We start from the raw sequence: 24,919 nt of genomic DNA on the forward strand, positions 1-24,919 counted from the left end.
AGAGCAAAATAACAATTGAAAACAATAAATTAAGCCGAATCGGAATCGAATGGCTGTCAAATTTTCTCATACAAGTCAGTCTCATTTCTATTTAAAATCTCATTCTTCATTGTACCACAAATTGAGAAGAAAATTATGGAAAATGGGAGTACTTTATTTGATTTTTAAAAGAGCTTTTCTTTTTTATTTAATTATCATTATTTTGTATGGTATAATAATATCAACCAATAGAAATTTCTGACTTTTAATTTAATATAAATCATACAAAGGAAACCCATGAACAATCAAGATATTCCCTCTATTATTGATCTCCACTTTGATGAATTAACTGAATTAGAGCAAGAAATTGCTCGCTATTTCTTACAGGTCGATACGATACAGGATGATTTATCATCACAAAACGTAGCTCAGAAACTTCATATTTCCCAAGCTGCCCTAACTCGTTTTGCTAAAAAGTGTGGTTTTACTGGCTATAGAGAATTTATTTTTCAATACCAACATCAAATCGATAACCAAAATCTTCAGCTATCGACCCATAATCCTCTTATCCAAGGCGTTCTCAGAAGCTATAGCAATATGCGAGAGCAAACTCAAGAATTAATTAATGAGAATCAAATAGAACGAATAGCTAATATGATAGAAGATGCTGAAAGAGTCTATTTTTTTGGCACTGGAAGCTCTGGCCTTGTCGCTCGTGAGATGAAATTACGCTTTATGCGTTTAGGAGTTGTCTGTGAAGCCATAACCGATCAAGATGGATTTGCTTGGACTACTAGTATCATGGATGACAATTGCTTGGTTCTTGGCTTTTCACTATCTGGATCCACTCAATCTATTCTGGATAGCTTGTTAGACGCTAAAGAAATGGGAGCAAAAACAGTCCTCTTTACTAGTGTACCAAACAAAGAAAACCAACTGTATACTGAAACTGTACTGGTTGCTAGTCACAATCAATCATCCTATATTCAGCGTATCTCCTCTCAACTTCCAATGCTTTTTTGGATTGATTTAATTTATGCTTACTTTTTAGAGATCAATCGAGAAAACAAAGAAAAAATTTTCAATAGCTACTGGGAGAATAAAAAACTTAATGGCTATCGAAGACAAAGAAGAGCTAGAAAATCCTAGTTTGGCATTGCCAAACTAGGATTTTTATTCGTCACTAAACATAACTCATCTAGATTCTGAGTCAGTCATATCTTGACTCGGTCTTAAATAATTTCATGTAATCACTTTTTGAAGGGAGTAAATAAGCAAGCCTGACGGTATCCTCAACAATTGTATATAATACGATGTAATCCTTACTCAAGGTCAATCCTCTCGTTTGGTAGTGAGGATCTAATCTCTTCCCAAATTTTTCATCAACATCAAATCCAGCTTGGGAGAAAATTTCCAGCCGATTAATATCCTTTCTAATATTCGCTACTTTTCGTCTCGCAACCTCTACAGAACCAATTTCCTCTGCTATATACTGATATATTTTATCCAGACTATCAATCACTCTAGGAGAATACAAAATCCTATATTTTTTATAATCCATAGCGTGTCACGACATCCTCATCTGTCAAGTAATTTACAGCCTCAATCTTAGCATAACTTTCTTGAACTTCTGCTTGTAATTGTCTAAACAAATACTCCTTCTCTAATTCCTCTTCACTAAGTAAATCTACTCCATTTGTTACGACAACATTCTTTAAAAATAATCTGAGTGCTGATGAAAGAGAGAGATTTTGTTCTTTTAACACTTCCATAGCATCGTTTACCAATTCTCTATTAGCTTGGAAGGTTACTATTTTACTTGAATTCGCTATAGCCATTTTATATAATTCCTTTATATATTTTCTTTATTATCTCACAATTATAAAGAAAGTCAAGGGAATTTGATTAGAAAATCCTAGTTTGGCATTGCCAAACTAGGATTGTTTTGTTTTAAAATGATAATAAGCACCTAACATACCTGCTGTATTTTGGTGATGGGCAAATTCTAATCTCGTCTTATCTGCTAGACTTGGTACCAAAGCATCTTTCAAAGCTTTTCGAATTTTAGGCTTGAGAATAGCTTCTTGTCCCATGATACCACCACCTAGAATGACTACTTCTGGATTGGCCACATAACAAATATTAGCTAGACCTTTCCCTAGATAGTCAACCATGCGGTCGATACCATCCATGCAGAGTTTGTTCCCTTCAGTAGCTTCTTTAAAGATTCTACGACCATTCCACTGATCAACTGGATCACCATGTGCTTCTGCTACATAACGAACCAAAGCTGTGGTTGAAGCTAAGTCTTGGAAAGCTCCATCCTGCATGTGTAGATAGCCAACCTCGCAGGCAGAGTTACTAAAACCATGGAAGACTTGACCGTCAATAATTAAACAACCGCCAATACCTGTTCCAATGGTTAAGCAAAGGGTCACACTTGCTCCCTTACCAGATCCCGAAACTGCTTCTGCAAGACCTGCACAGTTGACATCATTTTCAATTTCACAAGGAATGTCAAAGCTAGTCTCGATTTCCTTCTTGAACTGTGTACCTGCATAGTTTGGAATCTGTGGGCCAGCATAGAAAATCTCACCCTTGTCAGGATCCACCATACCTGCCGAAGAAATGGCAACACCTGCTACAGAATCTTTTTCAAGATAACTAGCTACAATCTGTTTGGTTTTCTCTAAAATATGGGGGCCACCCTTATGTGCCTCTGTCGGTATCTCATGCGATTCAAGAAGTTGCCCCTCTTGATCAACCAAACCATACTTGATGTTAGTTCCACCGATATCAATTGCAATGTAGTTAGTCATAAATACCTCCTTATGAATTAGAGGAAGCGCTCCTTAGTTTCACGAATCAAGGCTGCAGCTGCCTCCACAACTGGACGATCTTCTTCAGTCACTGGTGTCAAAGGTGAACGAACAGATCCAATATTAAGTCCTTCATTGATCTTCAAGACTTCTTTAATGACACCATACATATTTCCATGTGCAGAAGTGAGTTTACCAATGATAGCGTTGATAGCATACTGTAATTCACGCGCTGTTTCCAAGTCTTTATCCGCAATCAATTGGTTAAGTTTCAAGAAGAGTTCTGGCATAGCACCATAAGTACCACCGATACCAGCCTTAGCACCCATGAGGCGTCCTCCTAGGAACTGCTCATCTGGACCATTAAAGACGATATGGTCTTCTCCACCGAGGCTCACAAAAGTTTGGATATCTTGAACTGGCATAGAAGAGTTCTTAACACCGATAACACGTGGATTCTTCAACATTTCAGTATAAAGACTTGGAGTCAAAGCAACCCCTGCCAATTGAGGAATGTTGTAGATAACATAGTCTGTATTTGGAGCTGCAGAACTGATATCGTTCCAGTACTTAGCAACTGAGTATTCTGGTAAGCGGAAGTAAATTGGTGGAATTGTTGCAATGGCATCTACACCCAAGCTTTCTGCATGACGAGCTAGTTCCATACTATCTTTAGTATTGTTGCAAGCAACATGGGCAATAATAGTTAATTTACCTTTAGCAACTGCCATGACTTCTTCCAAGATTAACTTGCGGTCTTCAACGCTTTGGTAGATACATTCACCAGAAGAACCATTGACATAAAGACCTTGAACACCTTTATCAATGAAGTATTGAACCAAGGCGCGCGTACGTTCTGGACTTACTTCTCCTTGATCATCATAACATGCGTAGAAGGCTGGAATGACACCTTCGTATTTTTTCAAATCTGACATAGATTTTCTCCTATTATTTTTATTTTCTGCTAAAGCAGATTCTTTCTTTACTTCTTTAGTATACACTTTACCGAAAAGGCTTTCAATATCTTGTAGACACTTAGATTTTAGTTTCTTGCTTATAGAATAGCGTTTGGAGCGTTTGAAAGTAGTTTCAGAAATAATTGCAACCCTTACTCATACTTAGCAAATAGCTTTTCCATCACTCCTACTTGTAAAAAAGCAAGAAGTCCAAAACCAAAGAGAATAAAAGCTGATCCTCCCAATAGAAGGGTAAAGGCTGATAGATATAGAATCATCAAAATCAAAAAGATAATTACGATCATCAAGATAAACCAAGGAGCATTAAAACTAGCCAACATCAATCCTTTTTGAAGAATTTCTTTCCAAGATAGGTCATAACGTGCTGCAATAGGGTAACTAGCCAACATCACAATAGTGAGGAAAATCAGAATACCTAGACAAATAGCTTTCACCAATTGGAAGGGCAGAGCTGTTTGACCCCAGAAAAGATAGAGATCTGAAAGAGTTAGAAATACAATTCCTAATTCTAACATCCCCAACTGAAAACCTAGTTTCAGATTTTGCCTGAAAACTCTTAGATAGGTTCTAAAAACTGGAACACGTCTACTTTGCTTGACTTCAAACATCGTCTGATAGAGACTAATTTTGGCTACTCCAATCGTTACAACTGGTAAACAAGTTACTACAAAGAGAAGATTGACTGTTACAATATCTAAAACCTTCTCACTAATTCGCATTAGAAAATTATCTGTATCAAATGCAGCCTTGATGAGACTTCTTCCTTTTTGTGACATGTTTGCTCCTCCATCATTTTTCTTTGTAAACTGTTTTCTTTTTTGTCAGTAAAGCTTTCATAAGTCCCTACCATGAACAAATCTATTTTTTCTTTTTTCTTTTTCTATCTATGGATATATAATGTATGTATAGTGAGGACAACGCACTAGCTAAAATATTACGCCAAGTGTGTTCATCAAATCCATCTAGCCCTCCACGGATTATCATTGCAAGCACTGTCCAAGCTAACATATACAATAAAAATATACAGAGTGCTTTCATTCTCGCATTTTAAAAGTTTATACGACCATTGTTAGGGATTTTATCATGTGCATCCCAAGCTGCAGCAATATTGTAGGCAAAATTACCATATACATTAGCTACGTTCACAGCTATTTGTAAAATCCTTCCAGAAATCTTGGTCAATAGTCCTACTCTTGCTGCCGCAGTTGCAGCTGCTCTACTTAACATAGAGCGTGCCATACCAATACCATACTTAGCTGCATAAGCACCTAATTTTATGTATCCGCCAATCAATCCAGTCACGATACCATCAATTATCCAGGACATCTCATCAACTGTAATACCCTGTCCATCTAAGAAACTAGCTCTTACAGCATACTTAGAAGATACCATTTCTAGCAATTCAATTTTACGTTCATCTGATATGTTTGGATAGGATCCTTTGCTATCTTCCACCAGCGCCTTAATTTCTTGTTCGGTTAACAAATAATTTTGAGATAATTTTGCATCTATTCAATCCAGTTCTGACTGTATAGTTTGGATATTCGAAACTTCATTTGCATACACAATTGAAGGTAAAATATTACTCATTAGTAATAAACAGACTGACAATAAGACACCAATTTTTAAATATTTTATTCTCATTTCTCTACCTCACAAAGATCAATTTCATGGTAGAGTATTATCAAAGCTTTACAAAAAAACAGTTCATATTATTTTTAATCAATTAAAATTTTAAACAAATACTTGCGAACTTGATCTTCCATACCTGCATAACCATTTGGTTGATGTGGCTCTCCTGGGAAGAAAATCGCAAAATTGTGATAACCCAACAAGAGTGGGTAATGTTCATGACAATGGACAAAACCAATATCACTTGTTTCGTCAAATGCTACTGCTTCATCTTTGATACGTGAACCGTAGCTCGAATATTCATGCCCTTCTACCAACAAATGCAAGTCTGCATAGTTCTTGTGATGTTCAAACTGGTCATTTTCAGCTTTATTTAGGACATTTTCTTGAACAACTAGAAAGACCTTGTCACCATCAATATCATATTTTCCTAACTCGAATGAATCTTTACGATGTTCATAAAGATAATCAATTGCCTTGTCAAGATTGGGATGAATCCCTTTATAGAAGCTAATATTTTTCAAATCGTCAAAAATCATTATTTTCTCCTTTAAAAATCGTCATTAAGCGATTAAAACTAACACCTCCAACAGTGTCATTTACTGTCGGAGGCTTTTAGATAGTGCTAGCAATAGCCAATTGATACTGTAAAAGAAATCGTTTCTTATCCTTTAACAGCTCCCATAGTAATACCTTGTGTGAAGGATTTTTGGAAGACTAAGAAGACTGTTACGATTGGCACAGCAGCAAGAGCTGCCCCTGCCATGATTAAACCATAGTTGGTTGCCATTTCGGCTTGCATGGTCGCAACCCCAAGTGAAATAGTCAAATTGTTACGTGAAGTCAACATTACCAACTGCATGAAGTAGTCGTTCCAAGTATTGATGAAGGTAAAGATTGCAAGAGCCGCAAACCCTGGTTTTACAATTGGGAAGGCTACACTCCAGAAAGTACGAATCTCACCACAACCATCGATTTTAGCTGATTCAAGCAACTCTGTTGGAATATTTTCACTAAATTGTTTCATAAGGAAAACCCCAAATGGCCATCCAATCAAAGGCAAGATAACTGCCCAGAGAGTATCGTGGATTCCCATGAAGTTGACGATACGTACCAATGGTACAAGGACAACTTGTTTTGGAAGAGCCATGGCAGCAATAAAGATTGCAAAGAGGATACGTTGACCATAGAAACGTTTTTTAGCCAATACATAACCTGCTAGAGATGAAGTTGCACAGACTAAGAACATGGTTACCAATGAGATAAATACTGAGTTCCACATCCATTGCATAGCAGGGTTTTGCACCATGAGTTGTTGGAAGTTTTCCATGGTTGGCATTTTAGGGAACCATTGTGGTGGAATAACGATTGTATCAGGCTGTGATTTAAATGCCCCTGTCAAAATCCAGTAGAATGGAAAGATGAACAGCACAGTCAACAAGAGCAAAATGATTGTTGAAATAACAGTAAAGGCTGTTAATGGTTTTTTTTCTGTAGATTGCATAGCTGTCTCCTTTCTTTAGTATTCTACGTCGTTTCCGAGTACTTTAAACTGAACAAAACTTACGATAGCAATCATAACTGCCAAGAATACACCGATGGTGTTGGCATAGCCATACTCTGTCAATTGGAAGGCTTTTTCGTATAGGTAGTACATCAAGGTACTTGTAGAGTAGTTTGGACCACCAGATGTCAAAAGCTGAATCAAGGCGAAACATTGGAATGAGTTAATTGTTGTGATGATTGCGATATAAAGAGTTGTTGGAAGAAGGCTTGGCCATTTAATCTTCCAGAAAACTTGAAACTCAGTTGCACCATCAACGCGGGCAGCTTCAACCAATGAATTGTCAATATTACCCATGGCAGCGATGTAGAGGATAATCGGTTGACCAACTGAAGTTGTCAAGAGGATAATCATAATCGCCATCAATGCCCAGTGCTTATCACCAAGCCATGAAATGTTTTGAGTAATGATATGACTTGATTTAAGCACAAAGTTCAAGATACCTGATAGTGGATCATAGATCCATTTCCATACAACTGTTACGGCAACACTACCTGTAACAACTGGAAGGAAGAATACGAAACGATAGAATGATCTAGCGATAGCATTTTGATGGTAGGTCTGTGACGCTACAAAGAGCGAGAAGAGAACAACTACAGGAACTGATCCAATAACCAAAATAACTGTATTAATCAGAGATTTTGTAAAGACAGGATCTTTAAACATACGGATATAGTTATCTAAGCCCACAAATTGGAAACTAGTCATAGAATAGTTAAAGAAACTTGTGATGAAGCCCATAATCATTGGTGCTAAAACAAAGACAACAAAGAAGAATAAAACTGGCGCTAGGAAAGCATAAGAAATAACGGTTTCTCTCATACGAATTTTATTAACTTTCACTGTAGGCACCTCTCTTTCCTTTTCTTTTTATTGATAATCTCCTAAGAGAATGATGATTTACCTTTTAAATAAAAGCCCCCTTTTCTTACACAAGCGTGCAAAGGGAAAAGGGGCTACAAAATCTAGTTTAGGGTTTATTGTTTAGTAGCTTTTTTGATAGTTTCGTTTGCTTTTTCAGTAAATGCTTTCAATGCATCAGCTGGTTTTTGATCGCCATTTGAAACTGATTGCAACATTGGGAACCATAGAGTTCTCATTTCTGCAAAACCATCAATTGTATTGTAGTATGGTGAGTAGTACTTAGTCCAAGCACCGATTGTTTCCATACGTTTGTCATCATAGAGTTTACCAAATGATGTACGAACTGGGAATGCTCCTGTACGAACAACATCTTTTGGACCCCATTCTTTATCATCTGCGATGAATTGAACAAATTTCTTAGAAGCAGCAACTTTCTTGTCGTCCTTGTTGTTGAATACTGCAAATCCGTTTACAAGGTATTCAAGAGCTGGTTTACCAGAATCAGATGGGAATGGTACTTCTACTACTTCTACTTTACTTGCTTCCAAGAGTTTACCTTGGATACCATTTTGAGCTGGTGCCCAAAGGATTGTGTAAGATGTTTGACCGTTAGCAAAGTTTTGGATGTCTGCTCCACCATCAAATTGTGAACCATTGTTCAACAAACCATCTTTAATCCAGCTAGCTGCTTTTTCAAGACCTTTAACGAATTTAGGATCATCAGTTGTATACTTAGTAACATCTTTATCTGTTACAGAAGCTCCGTAAAGGTTTGCTACAAAGGCACGTGTTCCTTGGTCTCCCCCTTGACCTGAACTGAACAATGAACCTGGTGTGTAGCCTTTATCTTTGAGTGCTTTCAATACTTTTTCAAAGTCGTCTGTTGTCCAACCTTCTTTTACAAGGTTCGCAACTCCAGCTTCTTCCAACATTTTCTTGTTCATAGCCATGTAGAATGGTGCTGAACTGATTGGATACATATAAGCTTTATCGCCAGCTTTACTTGCTTTTACAATGTTTTCATTGTTGACGTCTTTAACAAAGTCATCTGTGAAGAGGTCATTCAAGTCAGCCAATTTCCCATTTTTACCATATTGGATGATACGTCCTGGTGCGTCAAAAAGTACGTCTGGAGCTGTACCTGCTTCGATAGCTGTAGTAATTTTTTCTGGACCTGACTTAAAGTCGATAGTTTCCAATTTCACTTTTACATCTGGGTTTGCTTTTTCAAAGGCTTCGATGATAGATTTTTCATATGTTCCAACACCGTCACCAGTTTTTTCTTGAGTGAAGACTGGGAATGCCCACCAAGTGATTTCTGTTTTTCCGCTATCTCCACCAGATTTTCCAGCATCTTTACTTCCGCCAGAATTTCCACAAGCAGCAAGACCAAGAATTGCAGCACCTGCAAGTACTGTACAAGCTAGTTTTCTAAATTTCATTTGTATTCTCCTTTTAATAAATGTTTCCAAATTGACAACGAGTGATTTATAAATGTATGCGATTTCATTTTTTCAGCTATTCCACCACTCTCCTCTTATTTTAGATTGTGTTATTTGAGACCGGCAACAAAGCGTTCTGTAATCTCTTTTGGTCTAGTAATAGCGCCACCAACAACAATGCCACGCACTCCATATCCTAGGATTTGTTTGGCTTGTTCTGGTGTATGAATTTTCCCTTCGGCGATGACATCTACACCTGCATCACAGAGCTTTTTGATTAGTTCAAAATCTGGACCGTCTACTTTTGGACTGTAAGATGTATAGCCTGATAAGGTTGTTCCAACGAAGTCAATTCCTGCTTCTACAGCTGCTAGTCCTTCTTCGAAGGTACTTGTGTCAGCCATCAAGAGCTGGTTAGGATATTTTTCCTTGACCTGACGGATAAACTCCTGAATCTCTAAACCATCGTAGCGTTCGCGTTTAGTACAGTCTAGAGCAATCACTTCAATATCTAGTTCTGCTAGTTCATCAACTTCTTTCATAGTAGCAGTGATGAAAGGTTCTTGAGGTGGATAATCTCGTTTGATAATCCCGATAATCGGAAGTTTTGTAACCTCCTTTATTTCTTTGATATCACGAACACTGTTTGCTCGGATACCGACTGCTCCACCTTGCTCAGCCGCTTTGACCAGCAAGGGGATGACTCCTCCCGCTTCTGTATAAAGCGGTTCGTGAGGAAGGGCCTGACAAGAAACAATGATTCCATCTTTAATTTGATTAATCAAGGCTTCTTTAGTAATCTGTGGCATCCTTTTTCCTCCTTTTCCTTTTTTCTTATGAGACAATTATATACTATTTTTAAAGCGCTTTCAAGGGTTTGTTCTATGATAGATTGCAGTTTTAAAAGTATTTTATAGAACAGCTATTTCTGAAAGTAGTTTCAGTTCGGTCTTATTTTCAATCCACTTAGTACCTAAAATGACAAAAAGAAATAGCCATCTTTCAAATGGGCCATCTCTTTTTATCATTAACGATGAGCTAAATTCATTTTATTCAAGACCTAGTCTAGTCTTCTTTTCGTTTCTTTCCTAATGTCAATACAGATAAGAGACCTGCCACTAATCCTATAGAAATAAGAATTGTATTTTCTTTACTTCCAGTATTTGGTAGCTCATTTTGTTTAGCCGCTGGTGCTTGATAAGTAACATCTTGTCCAAGTGATAACTTGTTAGCTGGACGTTCGTTTGCAGCTGCTAAGACTGGTTTGGTTTCTCCCTTGTACTCAGGCACTTCATGAACTGCTGCCTCAGCGCCATTGACACCTCCTTTATATTCAGGAAGGTCATTTGAAGCTGCCAAGACAAAATTAGCACCTCCGGTATATTCAGGAATCTCATTTGAAGCTGCTAGAACTGCATTTACGTCCCCTTTGAATTCTGGAAGATCATGGATCGTTGCTTCAATCTCATTTACACCTCCTGTGAATTCCATTTTTTCTACTGTTGGTGCTGGTTCTTCTCCTACTGTTGATACGGGAACAATGTATTTAGGAGATTCTTCAGTTACTGCAGCCTCCTCGCTACTAACTCCACCTGTAAATTCTGGAACTTCATTTGTCGCAACTTCACTTCCATTTATACCATGAGAAATCTTAGAACCAACTACTGAAACAGGTAAATTATGCATACTTTCGATAGCGCCTTCTGCTAATCCTGTAACTTTTTGACCAATATCCTCAGGATCTACTGTAAACAACAGAGTCTTGGTATCATACTGCGTCATAAACGTAGCTGTCTTACCATTTGCAAGTTGTAAAGTTGGTGCTTGATTGACCAATACTTCTGAATCAAATTCCATGGCAATAATACCTTGCCCCATATGAACTGCATGTGTAACTCTTGCTTCGGTTGGAGAAACCATATCCTTACTTAAGAAATCCCAATTGAATTTCTTATAAGACAGGGTATATTCGTTTTGGTTGTTATCTGCATGCTCATAAAGCAAACCAAATTCACCATTTCCAAGATCTTGCAAGGAATTATAAGCAAATTTACCACTTTGAATAGGGTTATGCTTAAGCCAAGTCAGCTCTCCATTTTCTTCTACACGTGCCAAATGGACTAAACCATTGTAACGTCCTGGTCCACCTGCGTTACTGAGGATGATATATTCCTTACCATTTTGCACAGTGTGAATAGCAGACATTTGAACGTAGACATCTTTGACATCTGCATAGCGCTTCACATCTTTTTCCCAAGTTGCTCCACCATCTTTACTTGTAGCAACTTGAAGATCACCTGTCAATCCACGCATGAAGAGTTTGAGATCTCCATTATTTAACTGAACTACGGTTGACTCCGTATTTTGAGCACCTGGATTATTCATGGTTGAAGAGTGAATTGTTTGGTTACCTACCGGACGGTTATCATTGACCGCTTCACCAGCGTGCCAAGTTTCACCATGGTCATCTGAATAAATGACGCGTGAAGACTGGGATCCACTTAGGTAGGATACGTTGTTTGTCGTGTAGGCAGGGATGACCAAACGCCCTTTATGAGGCCCTGAATGCAAGGCAATACCTGTACCAGGGCCAGTACCTAAGAAGTGCATCCAATCCTTACGAATGCCGTATGTTATATCTTTTGGTGCAGACCAAGTTTTACCATCGTCATCACTATAAGACATCCAGAGATAGTTGGTATTTGAAACCCTAAAGATATTCTTGTCACTATACTCAAAGTAGATATTACCGATAAGTTCTTCACCTTTGTAAAGGTCACCCTTATCACTGTATGCTGGCTTCTTAGGATCCACTACAACTCGATATTCTGTTTTTCTATTTTCAGGATCGAAAACTTCACCATTTTCACGAATTGTATAACGTCCTGCATCACCTTGTTTGTACAAGATTTGGTAAACCTTGTCACCAATTTGCTCATAAGCTTGTGGTGCTTTTCCTGGAAGAGAAAATACAGCCTTACCTTCAAGGAACATATCATAGATGGCAAAAATTCGCTTCGTCTTTGGATCTTGAACTAGGGCCATGTCAATGTTGACTGGTGATGGCCATTCTGGATTCCTAGCCTTCTCATTATCACGAGGATTTGAGATAACAATTCTATTTCCCCAAGTTTTCCCCTTATCATCACTACGACGAACAACCATACCGATGTCACCCCAGTCAGAGTGATGCAAGCGTCTCTCATCTGCACCAGCAATCAAAGTTCCTTTATCAGTTTTCAGCAGGGCTGGAATACGGTAGCTTGCAATACCATCTTTATTTGGCTTGCGGTTCTCACCACCTTCAAAAACGTCCAGTTTATCAGTAACTTCTGCTCCTTCAGGAAGTTTCTTCTCCAACTCTCCTCTTTCAAAAAGTTGGCTACGTTTTTTAACTTCTTCTGGAGTAAGAGTACGATCATAAACAGTTAGATTACGGACTTTAAGATTAGAACCCCAGAAGTTTTTGCCTGTGCGTTTCGTTGTACCGATTTGCACATGGTTGACATCTGGCATGTCTTGGATGAAACGACCAGACTGAGGACTTGTGCGCGACAAGACACCATTTACATAGACACGAACTTGACCTTTTGGTTGGTCTGTATTTGGTCTTTCAACTGTGAAGGTTACAGAGTTCCACTCACCTGGCTTAATTTTCAAAGGAGCAGTTTTATAATCACCATAGAATTGGTTTCCATTTGCATCACGACCTTCAACGATAGCTGTGTTATCAAGGATGGCCATAGTGAAATACTCATTTACTTTGGTATCACTAGAAACTGAGAAAAGGTTGTAAAAACGTGGAGCAGATGCATCTGGCTTAAACTCCATATGAATGGTCGCATTTTGAAGTTTTTTAAGCTTATCGAGTTCCTCTTTCATATCAACTCTTTGACCGTTTGAAGGATTAGTTTCTACATCTTCTTTTTCTACTACAGTGTTGACATTTTTTAACTCTCTAGCATAATAATCTCGAGGAATCATGCCCTCTTCTTCTTTATCTTGATCCTTGTTACTTGCTTCTGTAGTTGCAGAATCTGTTTCTGGTTTATCAGCAGGAGCTAGTGTATTTTCAGCTGCAGGTTTATTTGTTGGAGTTGTCGTCTCTGCTTCAGTAGTCTCATTTTTCTTTAACTTATCCTGATCAACTTCCACACCATTGTCTTTCGCTGTAGCCAGTTTTCCAGCTAGTTCACTATCTAAATAAGCAAGACTTCCTGAAGAAACTTCTTTTGGTAATTCTGATAAACCTTGATTATTATTTTCAGCAGCAGTTACAGTTGAATTTCCTTGTTCATTTGCCAATACAGGATTTACTCCAAACACTACTGCACCAATAGTTACAGAAGCTACACCCACTGCAAATTTACGAATGCCATATCTTTGTTTTCTATCAAAATTCTTTTGATTCATCTTTCTACCTTTCAATTTCACAAAAAAATAAAGCGCTTTCTTTTTGCTTTAAAATTTTTACTCCCCATCATAGGAAAACACAAGAAAGCAATTAATAAACGAGAGTTGCTCTCCTTCTCTCTTTCAACATTTAGCTAGCTGCAATCCAAACAGTAGCTATCTCACTCCTTTCCTAGAGGCTTTTCTTTATTATACAATAAAGTCATAGGTTTGTCTCGAGCTTGCCATAGAATGGATTTTACTTTCAGTAATATTTTAATATTTTTAAAAGTACTTTCAACATTTATAACAAAAAGAGAGCTACTGGGCTCTCTCATTCATTATTTTATATACTTAAAAGGAATCGCACTACCACAGAGCCAGTTATAGACTTGGTCGTTGACAAAGACATTCATGGCTTCATGAGCATACTCAGGCATGATGCGATAGGTCTTATCGCAAGTCAGACGGTTGTAAATCGCAAATTGAGTAATAGGATAGCAAACATCATCGTCCAAGCCCGTAATCATCTTAACCTCACACTTGATACGATGGGCAAGATTTTTCACATCGATATAGGCCAGGGTCGCCATGATCTCCTCCTCAGTTTCATGGAAGGGGTCGTGAAACTTGAAATAACGGAAAAGTTCGTCGTAAGCCTCACTGGTATTGCCAATCTCAAGCACTCGTCTAAAGTCTGACAAGAAGGGATAGATGGCAACTGTTTTCTGAATCCGAGGATTGAGTGCTGCTGCAACCAAAGCTAAAGCCCCTCCTTGCGAGGCACCATAGCTAGAAAGACGCTTCTCATCCACCTGAGGTAGGCTGGCCATAATCTCAACCAACTGGTAAATATCCAGATAAACATCCTTATAAAAGAGATAATCCCGACCTTCCACAGCACCACGGATGATATGCCCCTTAACGGTATTTCCTAGAGGAGAACGCTGGCCGTCTTGCGAGTAACCTGACTGACCCCGCACATCCATGGAAACAACACCGTAACCAGCCACAGTATAGGCCAGCATGTCAGCCCAGTCCCAACCACGTCCCATATAACCATGGAAATGGAAGATTAGCGGAACCTTCTCCTCACTCTTTGGAAGAACGACACGTGCATAGACCTTACCTTCATTGGTTCCTTCAAAGGTTAATTCATAGCACTTGACTTGAGGAATATGGAAATCTCTTTCCTCCAACTGGTAGGCTGGAAGAGTTGAAACTTTTTTCACTTCCTCATCCCAGAAAGCATCAAAGTCTTCTGGAACCTCGTCCCGTCCTCTATAAGTCTTGATTTCTTCTAACAAAGCTGGATTTTTCATAACATACTCCTTTTGTTTTTTGTAATCGCTATCACAACTGTAGCACATATAAGAAATCAACGCAATAAAGAAAAACAAATAGAAAGTGGTTTTAGATTCTTTATTTTTTAGATGATGGACTGAAAGTAGTTTTAGAAACGAAAAAAGAGCATTTCGCTCCTTCTTCCTTCTATTTATATTAGTTTTTGGCTTCTTTCTTTTGGAAAGTGGTTTGGTAATTTACTTTAATCGTTACTGTCATCTGAGAGTCCTCGTTTCTTTTTGATGACTCTAGTATAAGGGTCAAACCTGAAAGCTAGCTTAATACTCTTCGAAAATCTCTTCAAACCACGTCAGCGTCGCCTTACCGTAGGTATGGTTACTGACTTCGTCAGTTCTATCCACAACCTCAAAACACTGTTTTGAGCAGCCTGTGGCTAGCTTCCTAATTTGCTCTTTGATTTTCATTGAGTATAAGATTTCCTTAGAGAAAGCTTAATCTAGATGTTCTTTCTTTTCCAAATGGAGAGCAATCATGCGCCACTCTGGATCCTCTTGCCAGCCTTCTATCGAACTAATGTAGCTAGCAACCTTTCTGGCTTCTTCTAAAATCGGAAAATCTTCGATAATATCAGCTACTTGGAACTCTGGAAGTCCTGACTGTCTGGTTCCAAAAATCTCACCCGAACCCCGCATTTTCAAATCTTCTTCCGCAAGGACAAATCCATTGGTGGTTTCTGTCATGATGCGCATGCGGTCTTTCCCAGAATCCGTCTTGGGATTGGCAACGAGAACAGCATAGGACTGCTTGTCCCCCCGACCGACACGACCTCTGAGCTGGTGAAGCTGGCTGAGCCCGAAGCGATCGGCATCCATGATAATCATAACGGTCGCATTGGGAACATTAACCCCGACCTCGATAACCGTTGTCGAAACCAGAATATCCGTCTTTCTCTCTTTGAACTCCTGCATAATCTGGTCTTTTTCGTCACTCTTCATTTTACCATGTAAAAGAGCCACCTCTGCCTTACCAGCAAAATGAGCCGTCAGCTCTTCTGATAAGGCAATGGCATTTTTCAAATCCAGAGCTTCCGATTCTTCAATCAAGGGAGAGATGACATAGGCTTGAGAACCTTTTTGGATTTCTCCCTCTAACCAAGTTAAGACCTGAGCTAGTTGCTCATGCTTAATCCAGCGTGTCACAATAGGCTTCCGTCCTGCTGGCATCTGGTCGATAATGGAAACATCCATATCTCCAAAGGCTGTGATGGCCAAGGTTCTTGGTATGGGAGTCGCTGTCATCATGAGAACATCTGGATTGTCCCCTTTTTCCCGTAAAATCCGCCTTTGCCCCACACCAAAACGGTGCTGCTCATCAATAATAATCAAGCCAAGGCGAGCATAATCCACCCCATCCTGAATCAGGGCATGAGTTCCGATAATCAAATCAGCCTCACCCTTGGCAATAGTCTCCAAGACTTCTCTCTTTTCTGCAGCTTTCAAGGAACCTGTCAAGAGAGCCAGTTTCAAGTCTGGAAAAAGGTTCTGTAAACTCTCAAAATGTTGCTCTGCAAGGATTTCTGTCGGTACCATGAGGGCGGACTGATAGCCAGCTGTCACCGCCGCAAACATGGCCAAGCCAGCGACCACCGTTTTTCCGCTCCCCACATCCCCTTGTAGGAGACGATTCATGTGGTGATCCGACTTCATGTCAGTTAAAATTTCCTGCAAACTCTTTTCCTGAGCTGGGGTCAGGGCAAAAGGCAGACTTTCTTTAACAGCCGTCACTTTTTCCTGAGACCAATTCAGAACCAAACCGCTTCCCTGAACTCTATTTTCAGACTTGAGGGTCTGCAATTGCATTTGGAAATAAAAGAGTTCCTCAAACTTGATACGGCGAAGGGCTTGCTTGTATTCTGCCAAATCCTTGGGGAAATGCATAGCACGAACTGCCTGACAACGGGACATGAGTTTGTATTTGTCCAGCAAGGACTGGGGCAGATTTTCCTCAATCAAGAGGTCCAGGCCCTGATCAAAGGCCGTCTTGATGACCTTGACCAGACTGGCCTGACTGATTCCCTGAGCCAGACGATAGACAGGTTGGAGGTCATCTTCCACCTGAGCTAGGACCTTCATACCTGTCAGACTAGCCTTGGCACGGTCCCATTTTCCAAAGACGGCAAGAGTTGCTCCCAACTCTATCTTGTCTGCTAGATAGGGCTGGTTAAAGAAATTCACCGCAAAAACGACTTCTCCCTGCTTGAGGCTAAAGCGCAGGCGATTGCGCTTGAAACCATAATACTGGACACTGGCAGGAGTCACGACTTGACCAGATAGGACTGCCTTCTCCCCGTCTTCTAGTTCCAATACTTGCTTGGTCTTGAAATCTTCATAACGGAAAGGAAAGTAGAGCAAGAGGTCTTGCAAATTTTCAATTCCTAGTTTGGCGTATTTTTCTGCTGACTTTGGTCCCACACCAGGTAAGACATGCAAGGGTTGATGTAGATTCATGCTCCACTCCTTTCTTTTCTAATCATATTCTCTCGGAATACGGTCGCTAAGGAGACAAGCCACCTCGTAGTTAATAGTCCCACGGTAGGTCGCTACCTGAGTAGCTGTAATTTTCTTGTCCCCGTTAGAACCAATTAAGGTTACCTTTGTTCCTAAGGGATAAAGCTTAGGCAGACGAATGGTGATTTGGTCCATAGAAACCCTGCCGACGATTGGGCAAGCTTGGCCATCTACCAAGACAGAAAAATTCTGCATGTCACGTGTCCAACCATCCGCATAGCCGATTGGCACAGTCGCGATGACTTGCTCGCTATCTGCCTGATAGGTGGCTCCGTAGCCCATGCAAGCTCCAGCTGGAACTGTCTTGACATGGACTAGAGCGGACTCCAAGGTCAAGGCTGGTTTCAAGTCATAAGGCAAGTCCAAGATCTCTCCACTTGGGTTAAGACCATACATAGCGTCTCCCATACGAACTGCGTTAAAAATAGTCTCTGCATGCCAAAGAGTCGTTGCCGAGTTGCTGGCATGAACCAAGTTTGGAAGACCTCTCATACTGGCCAAAATAGTTTTAAACCGTTCTAACTGCTCATTAAAGTAGATATCTGATTCCTCATCCGCAGTCGCAAAGTGGGTAAAAATCCCTTCAACGCGAGCACCATGTTGCTTGAGCAAGTCTTGAGCCTGATCAGCCTCACTGGCATCTCTAAATCCAATCCGTCCCATCCCTGAATCAATCTTGAGGTGGACTGTCAATCCAGCTAGGTCTGCTTCCTTAACTAAGAGTGCTTGGATCCACTCCAGCCCAGCTACTGTCAAGGTGATGTCGTATTCTTTAGCTAGAGCAACAGCTTCGATGTCAGAAACTCCTAAAATAAGGATTGGCTTGCTGAGTCCAGCTTGTCTGAGTTCAATGGCCTCATCAATATTGGAAACGCAAAAACCATCAACATCATCTTGAATAGCCGTCGCAACAGCAACAGCCCCATGCCCATAGGCATTGGCCTTGACCACCGCCCACTTGAGCGTTTCTTGAGGGATATGAGCCCCCATTTGCTGAATATTTTGTCGAATAGCTCCCAGATGAATTAGAGCCTTGGTTGGTCTATGTGGACTAGCTTTCATGATTTTCCTCCAAAATGACACTGGCTGTCACAAACTGATCTGTGTGGCTGATAGACAGCCAAATTTTTCCTGAAAATGGTGCCTGACTAAAATAAGGCGCCCCGCGCTCATTGTTCAAGACTTCCAAATCTTGAAAACCGAGCTTGCCAATACCAGTTCCCATGGCCTTGGAAAAGGCTTCTTTAGCCGACCAGCGACCAGCCAAATATTCGATTTGTCTGCGCCCTTTAAGACTGTTAAACCGTTCCATTTCCTTAGCGGTCAGCACGCGCTTAGCAAATCCTTCATGTCGTGTAACTGCGCTTTCTATCGAAGCCAATTCTTCGATGTCAATTCCGTGTCCAACTATCATTCTCATCAAAAGGAGTTGAGATTCCCCAACTCCATCCTTTTCACTTATTTTGTCAAGGTAGCATAAATCTCTTCTACCAGAGCCTCTGTATTTTCCCAACCTAGGCAAGGATCGGTAATAGAGCAACCAAAGACCTCTGGTTGATTTTGACGACCATCTGCTAGGTAAGATTCAATCATAAAGCCTCGAACCGTCTTTTTGATTTTCTCATTCCAATCACGATTTTGCAAGGTCTGGCGAACAATTCGAATCTGCTCCATATATTGCTTGCCTGAGTTATCATGGTTGGTATCAATGAGGATAAAGGGATTTTCAAGTCCCATGGTTTCATAGCGTTCAATGGCATTTAGCAAAGTTTCGTAGTAAAAGTTAGGCTCATTTTTCCCATATTCATTAACTGCGCCACGAAGGATAACGTGAGCCAAGGGATTTCCTGAAGTCTCAACTTCTTGACCATGGAAGAGGAAGGTCTGTTTGTTCTGAGCGGCATAGATGCCATTAAACATGACACCTAGATTTCCAGAGGTTGGATTTTTCATCCCCACTGGTGCATCAATCCCTGAGGCCACAAAGCGATGCTCTTGATCTTCCACAGAACGAGCCCCTACAGCATGGTAGCTGACCAAATCATCTACCAAGACCAGATTTGACGGATAAAGCATCTCGTCTGCCGTTGTCAAACCAGTCTCTGTAATCACGCGGTAGTGCAACTGGCGCACAGCCTGCAAACCGTTAATCAGACTTGGAGCCTTAGAGGTATCTGGTTGGTGAACCAAACCTTTATAGCCGTCTCCGTTGGTGCGTGGTTTAGCTGTATAAACACGCATAACCATGAAAATCTTGTCCGCCACCTTCTTTTGCAAGGCTGATAAACGGCGAGCATATTCCAAGACAGCCTCTTCATTGTCAGACGAGCAAGGACCAATCACCAAAAGGATACGGTCATCTTCTCCTGAAATGATGTCTGCCAATTCTCTATCACGACGCTCCTTTAGTCTCAAGGCTTCCGCAGACAATTGGGTTTCTGCCTTGATTGCTTCAATATCGATTTCTTGACCTTTTTCAATAAATGCCATCTTATTCTCCTAGCGTTTGGTAGATTTCTCTGACAAGGGCTTCCGTATTTTCCCAGCCAAGACAAGGGTCTGTGATAGACTTGCCAAATACTTCTGGTTCGTTTTGACGGCCGTCTTCTAGATAAGACTCAATCATAAAGCCACGAACGTACTGCTTGATTTTTTCATTCCAATCACGGTTAATTAAGGTCTGGCGGACAATTCGAATCTGATCCATGTATTGCTTACCAGAGTTGTCATGATTGGTATCGACGATGATAAAAGGATTTTCCAAGCCCATCTTCTCATACTGGGCAATGGTATCCATCAAATTATCATAGTAGTAGTTAGGAATATTCTTACCATACTCATTGGTCGCTCCACGAAGAATGGCATGCGAAAGCGGGTTCCCAGTTGTTTCCACTTCTTTTCCTAGGAAAAGGAAACTTTGTTTGTTTTGAGCAGCATAAATCCCATTAAACATGACATTGAGATTTCCTGAAGTTGGATTTTTAAAACCAGTCGCAAAATCTGCTCCACTTGCCACAAAGCGGTGTTGCTGGTCTTCAACTGAACGAGCACCAACCGCCATGTAAGAAATCAAATCATCCACTAGCGGAAGATTTTCAGGATAAAGCATTTCGTCAGCTGTCGTCATACCTGATTCCGTAATGACACGATAGTGAAGATGGCGAACTGCTTTGATTCCGTTGATAAGACTAGGTGCTTCTGCCGTGTTAGGCTGGTGAATCAATCCCTTATAGCCATCTCCGTTGGTACGGGGTTTGGCAGTATAAACACGCATAACCATAAAGATACGGTCTGCTACTTCTTCTTGTAGGACTGCCAAACGCTTAGCGTACTCAAGGACAGCTTCTTCATTGTCAGATGAGCACGGCCCGATTACCAAGAGAATTCGCTGGTCTTCTCCACGTATAATGGCTTCTAGCTCTTGATCGCGCTGTGATTTTCTCTCCAAAGCTTGGCCTTCCAATTTTGATAAGGCACGAACTTCTTCAATATTAATTTTAGGACTTTTTGCTGTAAATACCATAACTCATCTCCTTATAAAGCAAACGGATACCAAGTAAAAATTTACTTTTCACAAGGTATCCGCCTCTAAACTATCTCATTTTATTGTCTTTTTCCGTGACAGTTTTTAAACTTCTTACCAGAACCACATGGGCAAAGTTCATTCCGTCCAATCTGGCTCAAATCCAAATCTTCAGGCATATTTGCTTGGTGGGCAGCGATATTGCGAGTCGCTGTTGTACTGATATGGTGTTCTGCTTGTGGTCTTTCTTGTTCATGAATTTGTGCTTTCATCATCAAACGTGTCACATCAAACTCAATCGAACCAATCATGTCATTAAACATACGGAATCCTTCTGCCTGATACTCAACAACAGGATTGTTCTGAGCATAGCCACGAAGTCCAACCGCGTTACGCAATTGATCAAGGGCATCGATATGATCTGTCCACTTGTTATCTACCACTCGTAGAATCAAAACTTTTTGGAATTCTTTAACTGCTTCTTCATCGCGTAGTTTTGAAACCTGACTATCGTAAACTTGCAAGGCACGTTGGAAGAGCTCTTCCTTGATGGCCTTATCAGACAAGCCTGACAAGTCTTCCATCGTAATAGAATCTTCTGGAAGCAAATTATACTTAGCGAAGTTCAAAATTGCTTCTAGTTTTTCATCTTGTTTTGAACGCGCATGACCATCAACGACACGACCAATCGTGCGTTTGATCATAGAGTGAATTTCAGGTGCCAAGTCACGATCTGCAGTGATAACGTCGTAACGTTGAGCATAGATAATCTCACGTTGTTCACGCATGACATCGTCGTACTGAAGGACTTGTTTACGGGTATCGTAGTTATTTCCTTCAACACGTTTTTGCGCTGCCTCAACCTGACGTGTCAACATACGAGACTCAATCGCCTCTTCAGACATGTTCAAGCGTTCAAAGATTCCCTTCAAGCGTTCAGAACCAAAACGTTTCATCAAGTCATCTTCAAGAGAAAGGTAGAATTGTGACTCACCTGGGTCTCCTTGACGACCTGAACGTCCACGAAGCTGATTATCGATACGACGACTTTCATGACGTTCTGTACCAATCACACAAAGTCCACCTAATTCGCGAACCCCTTCACCAAGCTTGATGTCGGTACCACGACCGGCCATGTTAGTTGCGATGGTAACAGCACCACGTTGGCCAGCATTCATAATGATTTGGGCTTCTTTATAGTGGTTTTTGGCGTTCAAGACTTCGTGAGGAACACCAGCTGCGACCAATTTCTTAGAAATGTAGTCACTAGTTTCAACCGCTACTGTACCAACCAAGACAGGTTGACCTTTTTGGTAACGAGCCTTAACGTCTTCGACAACCGCCTTAAACTTAGCCTCGATACTTGCATAAAGAAGGTCTGAGTGGTCAATACGTTGCACAGGACGGTTTGTTGGGATTGGAATAACACGAATGTTGTAAATTTCACGGAATTCTTCTTCCTCGGTCTTACCTGTACCCGTCATACCAGACAATTTCTTGTACATACGGAAAAGGTTTTGGTAAGTGATTGAGGCAGATGTCTTGGTTTCATCCTGAATTGGCACACCTTCTTTGGCTTCAATAGCTTGGTGCAATCCATCAGAATAACGACGACCTTCCATGGTACGACCTGTAAATTGGTCGACAATCAAGATTTCTTGCTCTTCGCTCACCACATAGTCAATATCAAGAAGCATGATGTAGTTGGCACGAAGGGCGTTATCGATAAAGTGAGTAAGAGCTACGTTTTCGATGTCATAGAGGTTTTCAAGTTTAAAGTAGCTTTCAGCCTTGTCAATCCCTGAATCAGACAAACCAATAGTCTTAGATTGCACATCAATGATGTAGTCGTCTTTGTCCAAAGATTTTACATAGTGGTCTGCCATGTGGTATAGCTGACTGGTTTCAACAGCGTTAGCACCTGATACGATCAAAGGTGTACGCGCCTCGTCAATCAAGATTGAGTCAACCTCATCGACCAAGGCATAGTTGAGCGGGCGTTGTACCATGTTTTCAGCACGAACGACCATGTTATCACGTAGGTAATCAAATCCGATTTCTGAGTTGGTTGAGTAGGTAATATCACACTCATAGGCTTCTTTTTTCTCCATTGGAGATTTGGCAGCCAAGTTAATCCCTACTGACAAACCAAGCCATGAGTACAATTCACCCATCTCAGTCGCGTCACGTTCTGACAGGTATTCATTGACCGTAACTACGTGAACCCCTTTGCCTGAAAGGGCATTGAGGTATACTGGCATAGTCGCAGTCAAGGTTTTCCCTTCCCCTGTACGCATCTCTGGCACGTCACCATGGTGAAGAACGATTCCACCCATAACCTGTACCTTATAAGGGAAGAGCCCTAGGACACGTTTGGCACCTTCACGGACAACTGCAAATGCTTCATAAAGCAATGAATCCAGTGATTCTCCATTTTGATAACGTTCTTTAAATTCAACTGTTTTTGCTTTTAGTTGGTCATCTGTCAAAGCAGCCATTTGGTCTTCATATTTGAAAACCTTATCAGCCATCTTTTCCAGACGACGGATTTCTCCTTTATCATTTTCGATAATTGTTTTTAAAATATTAGCCATGTTTTTCCTTACTTTAAATTCCGAATATTTTAGAATGTTCTTTTAATTTTAGCACAATTACTGATTATTTTCAAGGAAGAATCCCCATTTTGAAAAGGAAAAAGAGGCTAGTTTCCAAGCTAACCTCTCTGACTTTTATGATGCTTTAATTGCCAAAAATTGGCAAAATGGCAAATAGGATAAATAGGTTAATCCAAAAAGAAAGACAACAGATAAGTCCAAAAACAAAGAGACTGACTTTCTTGGACAGCAAGGCCATCAAAATCGACAGAATTCCAAAAACTAGTAAAACTTTCTGCATGCTGAAGAGGTCAATCTTTCCCCCCAGAATCGGACTGCCCCAAGGAAGAAAGAAGAAAGCAATCCAGATCAACAGAACTAAACCAATATAGACTTTGGAATAGCGTGTAATAAATGATTTTAGACGTGTCATAAGCTACCTCCTATCAACAAAAACCATATAAATCAATGTCTCCCCGCTTTAGACTTCCCTAGCTCCCGTCTCAAGCGAAACATTTTTTTGAAACAGATATAGTCTAACCAGTCACTAGCAAAAGCAATAAATAGTAATAATAGCCAAATGCCCCAAAGCTTGATATCTGCCACATTTCTCAAGACGATATTGAAAAGCAGGACTGAAAAAACTGTCCAAGCAAGGCTAAAAAGAGCATAGAGGGGGATGTAAATCCAGTAAAAATAGTAAAAAATTGGGAAAAATTTACTATCTCTATTATCCTTGTCAATCCAGCTGAAAAAGTAAATACAGGGAAATATGAGCAAGAATTTAAACAAATGTTCCATCAGCGACACCTCCTCTTTAAAATTGTTTTCTTTAGTTTCGTTCTATTAAATGTAAATGTTATTACCAATATAAATCAATGCCTTCCACCTTTTGACTTCCCTAGTTCTCGTCTCAAGCGAAGCATTTTTTTGAAACAGGAATAAGTTAACCTATTCAGACCAATAGCTAGCAGAATAAAAAGAAACCAAATGCCCCATAACTTGATATCTGTCAAATTTCTCAAGACGATATTGAAAAACAGAACTGAAACAACTGTCCAAGCTAGGCTAAAAAGAGCATAGAGGGGAATGTAAACCCAGTAAAAATAGTAAAAAATCGGGAAAAATTTACTATTTCTGTTGGCCTTTTCAATCCAGTTATCAAAATAAAAGTACGGTGCTAAAAGTAAGAATTTAAACAAATGTTCCATCATCGACACCTCTTTTTTGATAGCGTTTTCTTCAACTTCATTCTATCAAA

General features: G+C 40.2%; 25 protein-coding genes and 1 pseudogene. 1 reads left to right on the forward strand and 25 read right to left on the reverse strand.

Annotated features, from left to right (window positions below; genetic code table 11):
• Positions 1 to 85: pseudogene (locus RWO85_RS10365) on the reverse strand (penicillin-binding protein); the annotation flags it as partial.
• A 191-nt stretch (positions 86 to 276) separates the two neighbouring features.
• Between RWO85_RS10365 and RWO85_RS02515 the strand changes: the two are divergent.
• The gene (locus tag RWO85_RS02515; protein ID WP_296174045.1) at positions 277 to 1,128 is read left to right on the forward strand and encodes a MurR/RpiR family transcriptional regulator; all 852 of its coding nucleotides are present in this window, start codon (positions 277 to 279) and stop codon (positions 1,126 to 1,128) included.
• 61 nt (positions 1,129 to 1,189) lie between these two features.
• Here RWO85_RS02515 and RWO85_RS02520 read toward each other — a convergent pair whose 3' ends face one another.
• From RWO85_RS02520 to RWO85_RS02635, 24 genes are all read right to left on the reverse strand, one after another.
• Entirely contained in the window at positions 1,190 to 1,540 is a 351-nt protein-coding gene (locus RWO85_RS02520; RefSeq protein WP_314413798.1) for a type II toxin-antitoxin system RelE/ParE family toxin, read from the reverse strand.
• Positions 1,530 to 1,817, reverse strand: a complete 288-nt coding sequence (locus RWO85_RS02525; protein WP_314413800.1) for a hypothetical protein — start codon at positions 1,815 to 1,817, stop codon at positions 1,530 to 1,532. The genes RWO85_RS02520 and RWO85_RS02525 overlap by 11 nt, the downstream gene beginning before the upstream one ends.
• Positions 1,818 to 1,913: 96 nt before the next feature.
• Positions 1,914 to 2,798 (reverse strand): ROK family protein, encoded by an 885-nt coding sequence (locus tag RWO85_RS02530; protein WP_314413801.1) that lies wholly within the window; start codon positions 2,796 to 2,798, stop codon positions 1,914 to 1,916.
• A 17-nt stretch (positions 2,799 to 2,815) separates the two neighbouring features.
• Positions 2,816 to 3,733 (reverse strand): dihydrodipicolinate synthase family protein, encoded by a 918-nt coding sequence (locus RWO85_RS02535; protein WP_001281499.1) that lies wholly within the window; start codon positions 3,731 to 3,733, stop codon positions 2,816 to 2,818.
• A 173-nt stretch (positions 3,734 to 3,906) separates the two neighbouring features.
• A complete protein-coding gene (locus tag RWO85_RS02540) occupies positions 3,907 to 4,551 on the reverse strand; it encodes a YesL family protein (RefSeq protein WP_078352442.1) in 645 nt (214 codons plus the stop codon).
• An 82-nt stretch (positions 4,552 to 4,633) separates the two neighbouring features.
• Positions 4,634 to 4,813: a hypothetical protein gene (locus RWO85_RS02545; RefSeq protein ID WP_078922618.1), complete on the reverse strand. Its 180-nt coding sequence runs from the start codon at positions 4,811 to 4,813 to the stop codon at positions 4,634 to 4,636.
• A 9-nt stretch (positions 4,814 to 4,822) separates the two neighbouring features.
• Positions 4,823 to 5,167: a hypothetical protein gene (locus RWO85_RS02550; RefSeq protein WP_314413928.1), complete on the reverse strand. Its 345-nt coding sequence runs from the start codon at positions 5,165 to 5,167 to the stop codon at positions 4,823 to 4,825.
• 326 nt (positions 5,168 to 5,493) lie between these two features.
• Positions 5,494 to 5,946: a YhcH/YjgK/YiaL family protein gene (locus tag RWO85_RS02555; protein WP_061087699.1), complete on the reverse strand. Its 453-nt coding sequence runs from the start codon at positions 5,944 to 5,946 to the stop codon at positions 5,494 to 5,496.
• 125 nt (positions 5,947 to 6,071) lie between these two features.
• Positions 6,072 to 6,911, reverse strand: coding sequence for a carbohydrate ABC transporter permease (locus RWO85_RS02560; protein WP_001192009.1), 840 nt, complete (start codon positions 6,909 to 6,911; stop codon positions 6,072 to 6,074).
• A gap of 15 nt (positions 6,912 to 6,926) precedes the next feature.
• Positions 6,927 to 7,793: a carbohydrate ABC transporter permease gene (locus RWO85_RS02565; protein WP_162492370.1), complete on the reverse strand. Its 867-nt coding sequence runs from the start codon at positions 7,791 to 7,793 to the stop codon at positions 6,927 to 6,929.
• 155 nt (positions 7,794 to 7,948) lie between these two features.
• On the reverse strand, positions 7,949 to 9,277 hold the full coding sequence (locus RWO85_RS02570) for an ABC transporter substrate-binding protein (protein WP_078352444.1): 1,329 nt from the start codon (positions 9,275 to 9,277) through the stop codon (positions 7,949 to 7,951).
• Positions 9,278 to 9,387: 110 nt separating this feature from the next.
• Positions 9,388 to 10,086, reverse strand: coding sequence for an N-acetylmannosamine-6-phosphate 2-epimerase (locus RWO85_RS02575; protein WP_001135682.1), 699 nt, complete (start codon positions 10,084 to 10,086; stop codon positions 9,388 to 9,390).
• Between the two features lie 256 nt (positions 10,087 to 10,342).
• Positions 10,343 to 13,690, reverse strand: coding sequence for an SIALI-17 repeat-containing surface protein (locus RWO85_RS02580; RefSeq protein WP_314413802.1), 3,348 nt, complete (start codon positions 13,688 to 13,690; stop codon positions 10,343 to 10,345).
• Positions 13,691 to 14,010: 320 nt separating this feature from the next.
• Entirely contained in the window at positions 14,011 to 14,991 is a 981-nt protein-coding gene (locus tag RWO85_RS02585; RefSeq protein WP_314413803.1) for an acetylxylan esterase, read from the reverse strand.
• Between the two features lie 300 nt (positions 14,992 to 15,291).
• A complete protein-coding gene (locus tag RWO85_RS02590; protein ID WP_042900517.1) occupies positions 15,292 to 15,438 on the reverse strand; it encodes a hypothetical protein in 147 nt (48 codons plus the stop codon).
• Positions 15,439 to 15,465: 27 nt separating this feature from the next.
• Positions 15,466 to 17,481, reverse strand: a complete 2,016-nt coding sequence (recG, locus tag RWO85_RS02595) for an ATP-dependent DNA helicase RecG (protein WP_314413805.1) — start codon at positions 17,479 to 17,481, stop codon at positions 15,466 to 15,468.
• A gap of 18 nt (positions 17,482 to 17,499) precedes the next feature.
• Positions 17,500 to 18,603, reverse strand: a complete 1,104-nt coding sequence (gene alr, locus RWO85_RS02600; protein WP_314413807.1) for an alanine racemase — start codon at positions 18,601 to 18,603, stop codon at positions 17,500 to 17,502.
• On the reverse strand, positions 18,593 to 18,955 hold the full coding sequence (gene acpS / locus RWO85_RS02605; RefSeq protein ID WP_000635003.1) for a holo-ACP synthase: 363 nt from the start codon (positions 18,953 to 18,955) through the stop codon (positions 18,593 to 18,595). Before acpS ends, alr begins: the two co-directional genes overlap by 11 nt.
• 44 nt (positions 18,956 to 18,999) lie before the next feature.
• The gene (locus tag RWO85_RS02610; protein ID WP_000864042.1) at positions 19,000 to 20,031 is read right to left on the reverse strand and encodes a 3-deoxy-7-phosphoheptulonate synthase; all 1,032 of its coding nucleotides are present in this window, start codon (positions 20,029 to 20,031) and stop codon (positions 19,000 to 19,002) included.
• Between the two features lies 1 nt (position 20,032).
• Positions 20,033 to 21,064, reverse strand: a complete 1,032-nt coding sequence (locus tag RWO85_RS02615; protein WP_314413809.1) for a 3-deoxy-7-phosphoheptulonate synthase — start codon at positions 21,062 to 21,064, stop codon at positions 20,033 to 20,035.
• Positions 21,065 to 21,144: 80 nt separating this feature from the next.
• Positions 21,145 to 23,658 (reverse strand): preprotein translocase subunit SecA, encoded by a 2,514-nt coding sequence (secA, locus tag RWO85_RS02620; protein ID WP_314413811.1) that lies wholly within the window; start codon positions 23,656 to 23,658, stop codon positions 21,145 to 21,147.
• Between the two features lie 145 nt (positions 23,659 to 23,803).
• Positions 23,804 to 24,091: a hypothetical protein gene (locus RWO85_RS02625; RefSeq protein WP_314413813.1), complete on the reverse strand. Its 288-nt coding sequence runs from the start codon at positions 24,089 to 24,091 to the stop codon at positions 23,804 to 23,806.
• A gap of 32 nt (positions 24,092 to 24,123) precedes the next feature.
• Positions 24,124 to 24,459 carry a hypothetical protein gene (locus RWO85_RS02630; RefSeq protein ID WP_314413816.1) on the reverse strand — a complete coding sequence of 112 codons (336 nt, stop codon included), beginning with the start codon at positions 24,457 to 24,459 and terminating at the stop codon, positions 24,124 to 24,126.
• 74 nt (positions 24,460 to 24,533) lie between these two features.
• Positions 24,534 to 24,869: a hypothetical protein gene (locus tag RWO85_RS02635; RefSeq protein WP_314413930.1), complete on the reverse strand. Its 336-nt coding sequence runs from the start codon at positions 24,867 to 24,869 to the stop codon at positions 24,534 to 24,536.
• Positions 24,870 to 24,919: the final 50 nt, after the last annotated feature.

The organism is uncultured Streptococcus sp., from assembly GCF_963521865.1.
In the GTDB taxonomy this organism is placed as follows: Bacteria; Bacillota; Bacilli; order Lactobacillales; family Streptococcaceae; genus Streptococcus.

Bases quoted from the DNA above. Each gene is read 5' to 3' on its own strand.
- RWO85_RS02515 (WP_296174045.1), top strand. From the start codon at position 277: ATGAACAATCAAGATATTCCCTCTATTATTGATCTCCACTTTGATGAA.
- RWO85_RS02520 (WP_314413798.1), bottom strand. From the start codon at position 1,540: ATGGATTATAAAAAATATAGGATTTTGTATTCTCCTAGAGTGATTGAT.
- RWO85_RS02525 (WP_314413800.1), bottom strand. From the start codon at position 1,817: ATGGCTATAGCGAATTCAAGTAAAATAGTAACCTTCCAAGCTAATAGA.
- RWO85_RS02530 (WP_314413801.1), bottom strand. From the start codon at position 2,798: ATGACTAACTACATTGCAATTGATATCGGTGGAACTAACATCAAGTAT.
- RWO85_RS02535 (WP_001281499.1), bottom strand. From the start codon at position 3,733: ATGTCAGATTTGAAAAAATACGAAGGTGTCATTCCAGCCTTCTACGCA.
- RWO85_RS02540 (WP_078352442.1), bottom strand. From the start codon at position 4,551: ATGTCACAAAAAGGAAGAAGTCTCATCAAGGCTGCATTTGATACAGAT.
- RWO85_RS02545 (WP_078922618.1), bottom strand. From the start codon at position 4,813: ATGAAAGCACTCTGTATATTTTTATTGTATATGTTAGCTTGGACAGTG.
- RWO85_RS02550 (WP_314413928.1), bottom strand. From the start codon at position 5,167: ATGGTATCTTCTAAGTATGCTGTAAGAGCTAGTTTCTTAGATGGACAG.
- RWO85_RS02555 (WP_061087699.1), bottom strand. From the start codon at position 5,946: ATGATTTTTGACGATTTGAAAAATATTAGCTTCTATAAAGGGATTCAT.
- RWO85_RS02560 (WP_001192009.1), bottom strand. From the start codon at position 6,911: ATGCAATCTACAGAAAAAAAACCATTAACAGCCTTTACTGTTATTTCA.
- RWO85_RS02565 (WP_162492370.1), bottom strand. From the start codon at position 7,793: ATGAGAGAAACCGTTATTTCTTATGCTTTCCTAGCGCCAGTTTTATTC.
- RWO85_RS02570 (WP_078352444.1), bottom strand. From the start codon at position 9,277: ATGAAATTTAGAAAACTAGCTTGTACAGTACTTGCAGGTGCTGCAATT.
- RWO85_RS02575 (WP_001135682.1), bottom strand. From the start codon at position 10,086: ATGCCACAGATTACTAAAGAAGCCTTGATTAATCAAATTAAAGATGGA.
- RWO85_RS02580 (WP_314413802.1), bottom strand. From the start codon at position 13,690: ATGAATCAAAAGAATTTTGATAGAAAACAAAGATATGGCATTCGTAAA.
- RWO85_RS02585 (WP_314413803.1), bottom strand. From the start codon at position 14,991: ATGAAAAATCCAGCTTTGTTAGAAGAAATCAAGACTTATAGAGGACGG.
- RWO85_RS02590 (WP_042900517.1), bottom strand. From the start codon at position 15,438: ATGAAAATCAAAGAGCAAATTAGGAAGCTAGCCACAGGCTGCTCAAAA.
- recG (WP_314413805.1), bottom strand. From the start codon at position 17,481: ATGAATCTACATCAACCCTTGCATGTCTTACCTGGTGTGGGACCAAAG.
- alr (WP_314413807.1), bottom strand. From the start codon at position 18,603: ATGAAAGCTAGTCCACATAGACCAACCAAGGCTCTAATTCATCTGGGA.
- acpS (WP_000635003.1), bottom strand. From the start codon at position 18,955: ATGATAGTTGGACACGGAATTGACATCGAAGAATTGGCTTCGATAGAA.
- RWO85_RS02610 (WP_000864042.1), bottom strand. From the start codon at position 20,031: ATGGCATTTATTGAAAAAGGTCAAGAAATCGATATTGAAGCAATCAAG.
- RWO85_RS02615 (WP_314413809.1), bottom strand. From the start codon at position 21,064: ATGGTATTTACAGCAAAAAGTCCTAAAATTAATATTGAAGAAGTTCGT.
- secA (WP_314413811.1), bottom strand. From the start codon at position 23,658: ATGGCTAATATTTTAAAAACAATTATCGAAAATGATAAAGGAGAAATC.
- RWO85_RS02625 (WP_314413813.1), bottom strand. From the start codon at position 24,091: ATGACACGTCTAAAATCATTTATTACACGCTATTCCAAAGTCTATATT.
- RWO85_RS02630 (WP_314413816.1), bottom strand. From the start codon at position 24,459: ATGGAACATTTGTTTAAATTCTTGCTCATATTTCCCTGTATTTACTTT.
- RWO85_RS02635 (WP_314413930.1), bottom strand. From the start codon at position 24,869: ATGGAACATTTGTTTAAATTCTTACTTTTAGCACCGTACTTTTATTTT.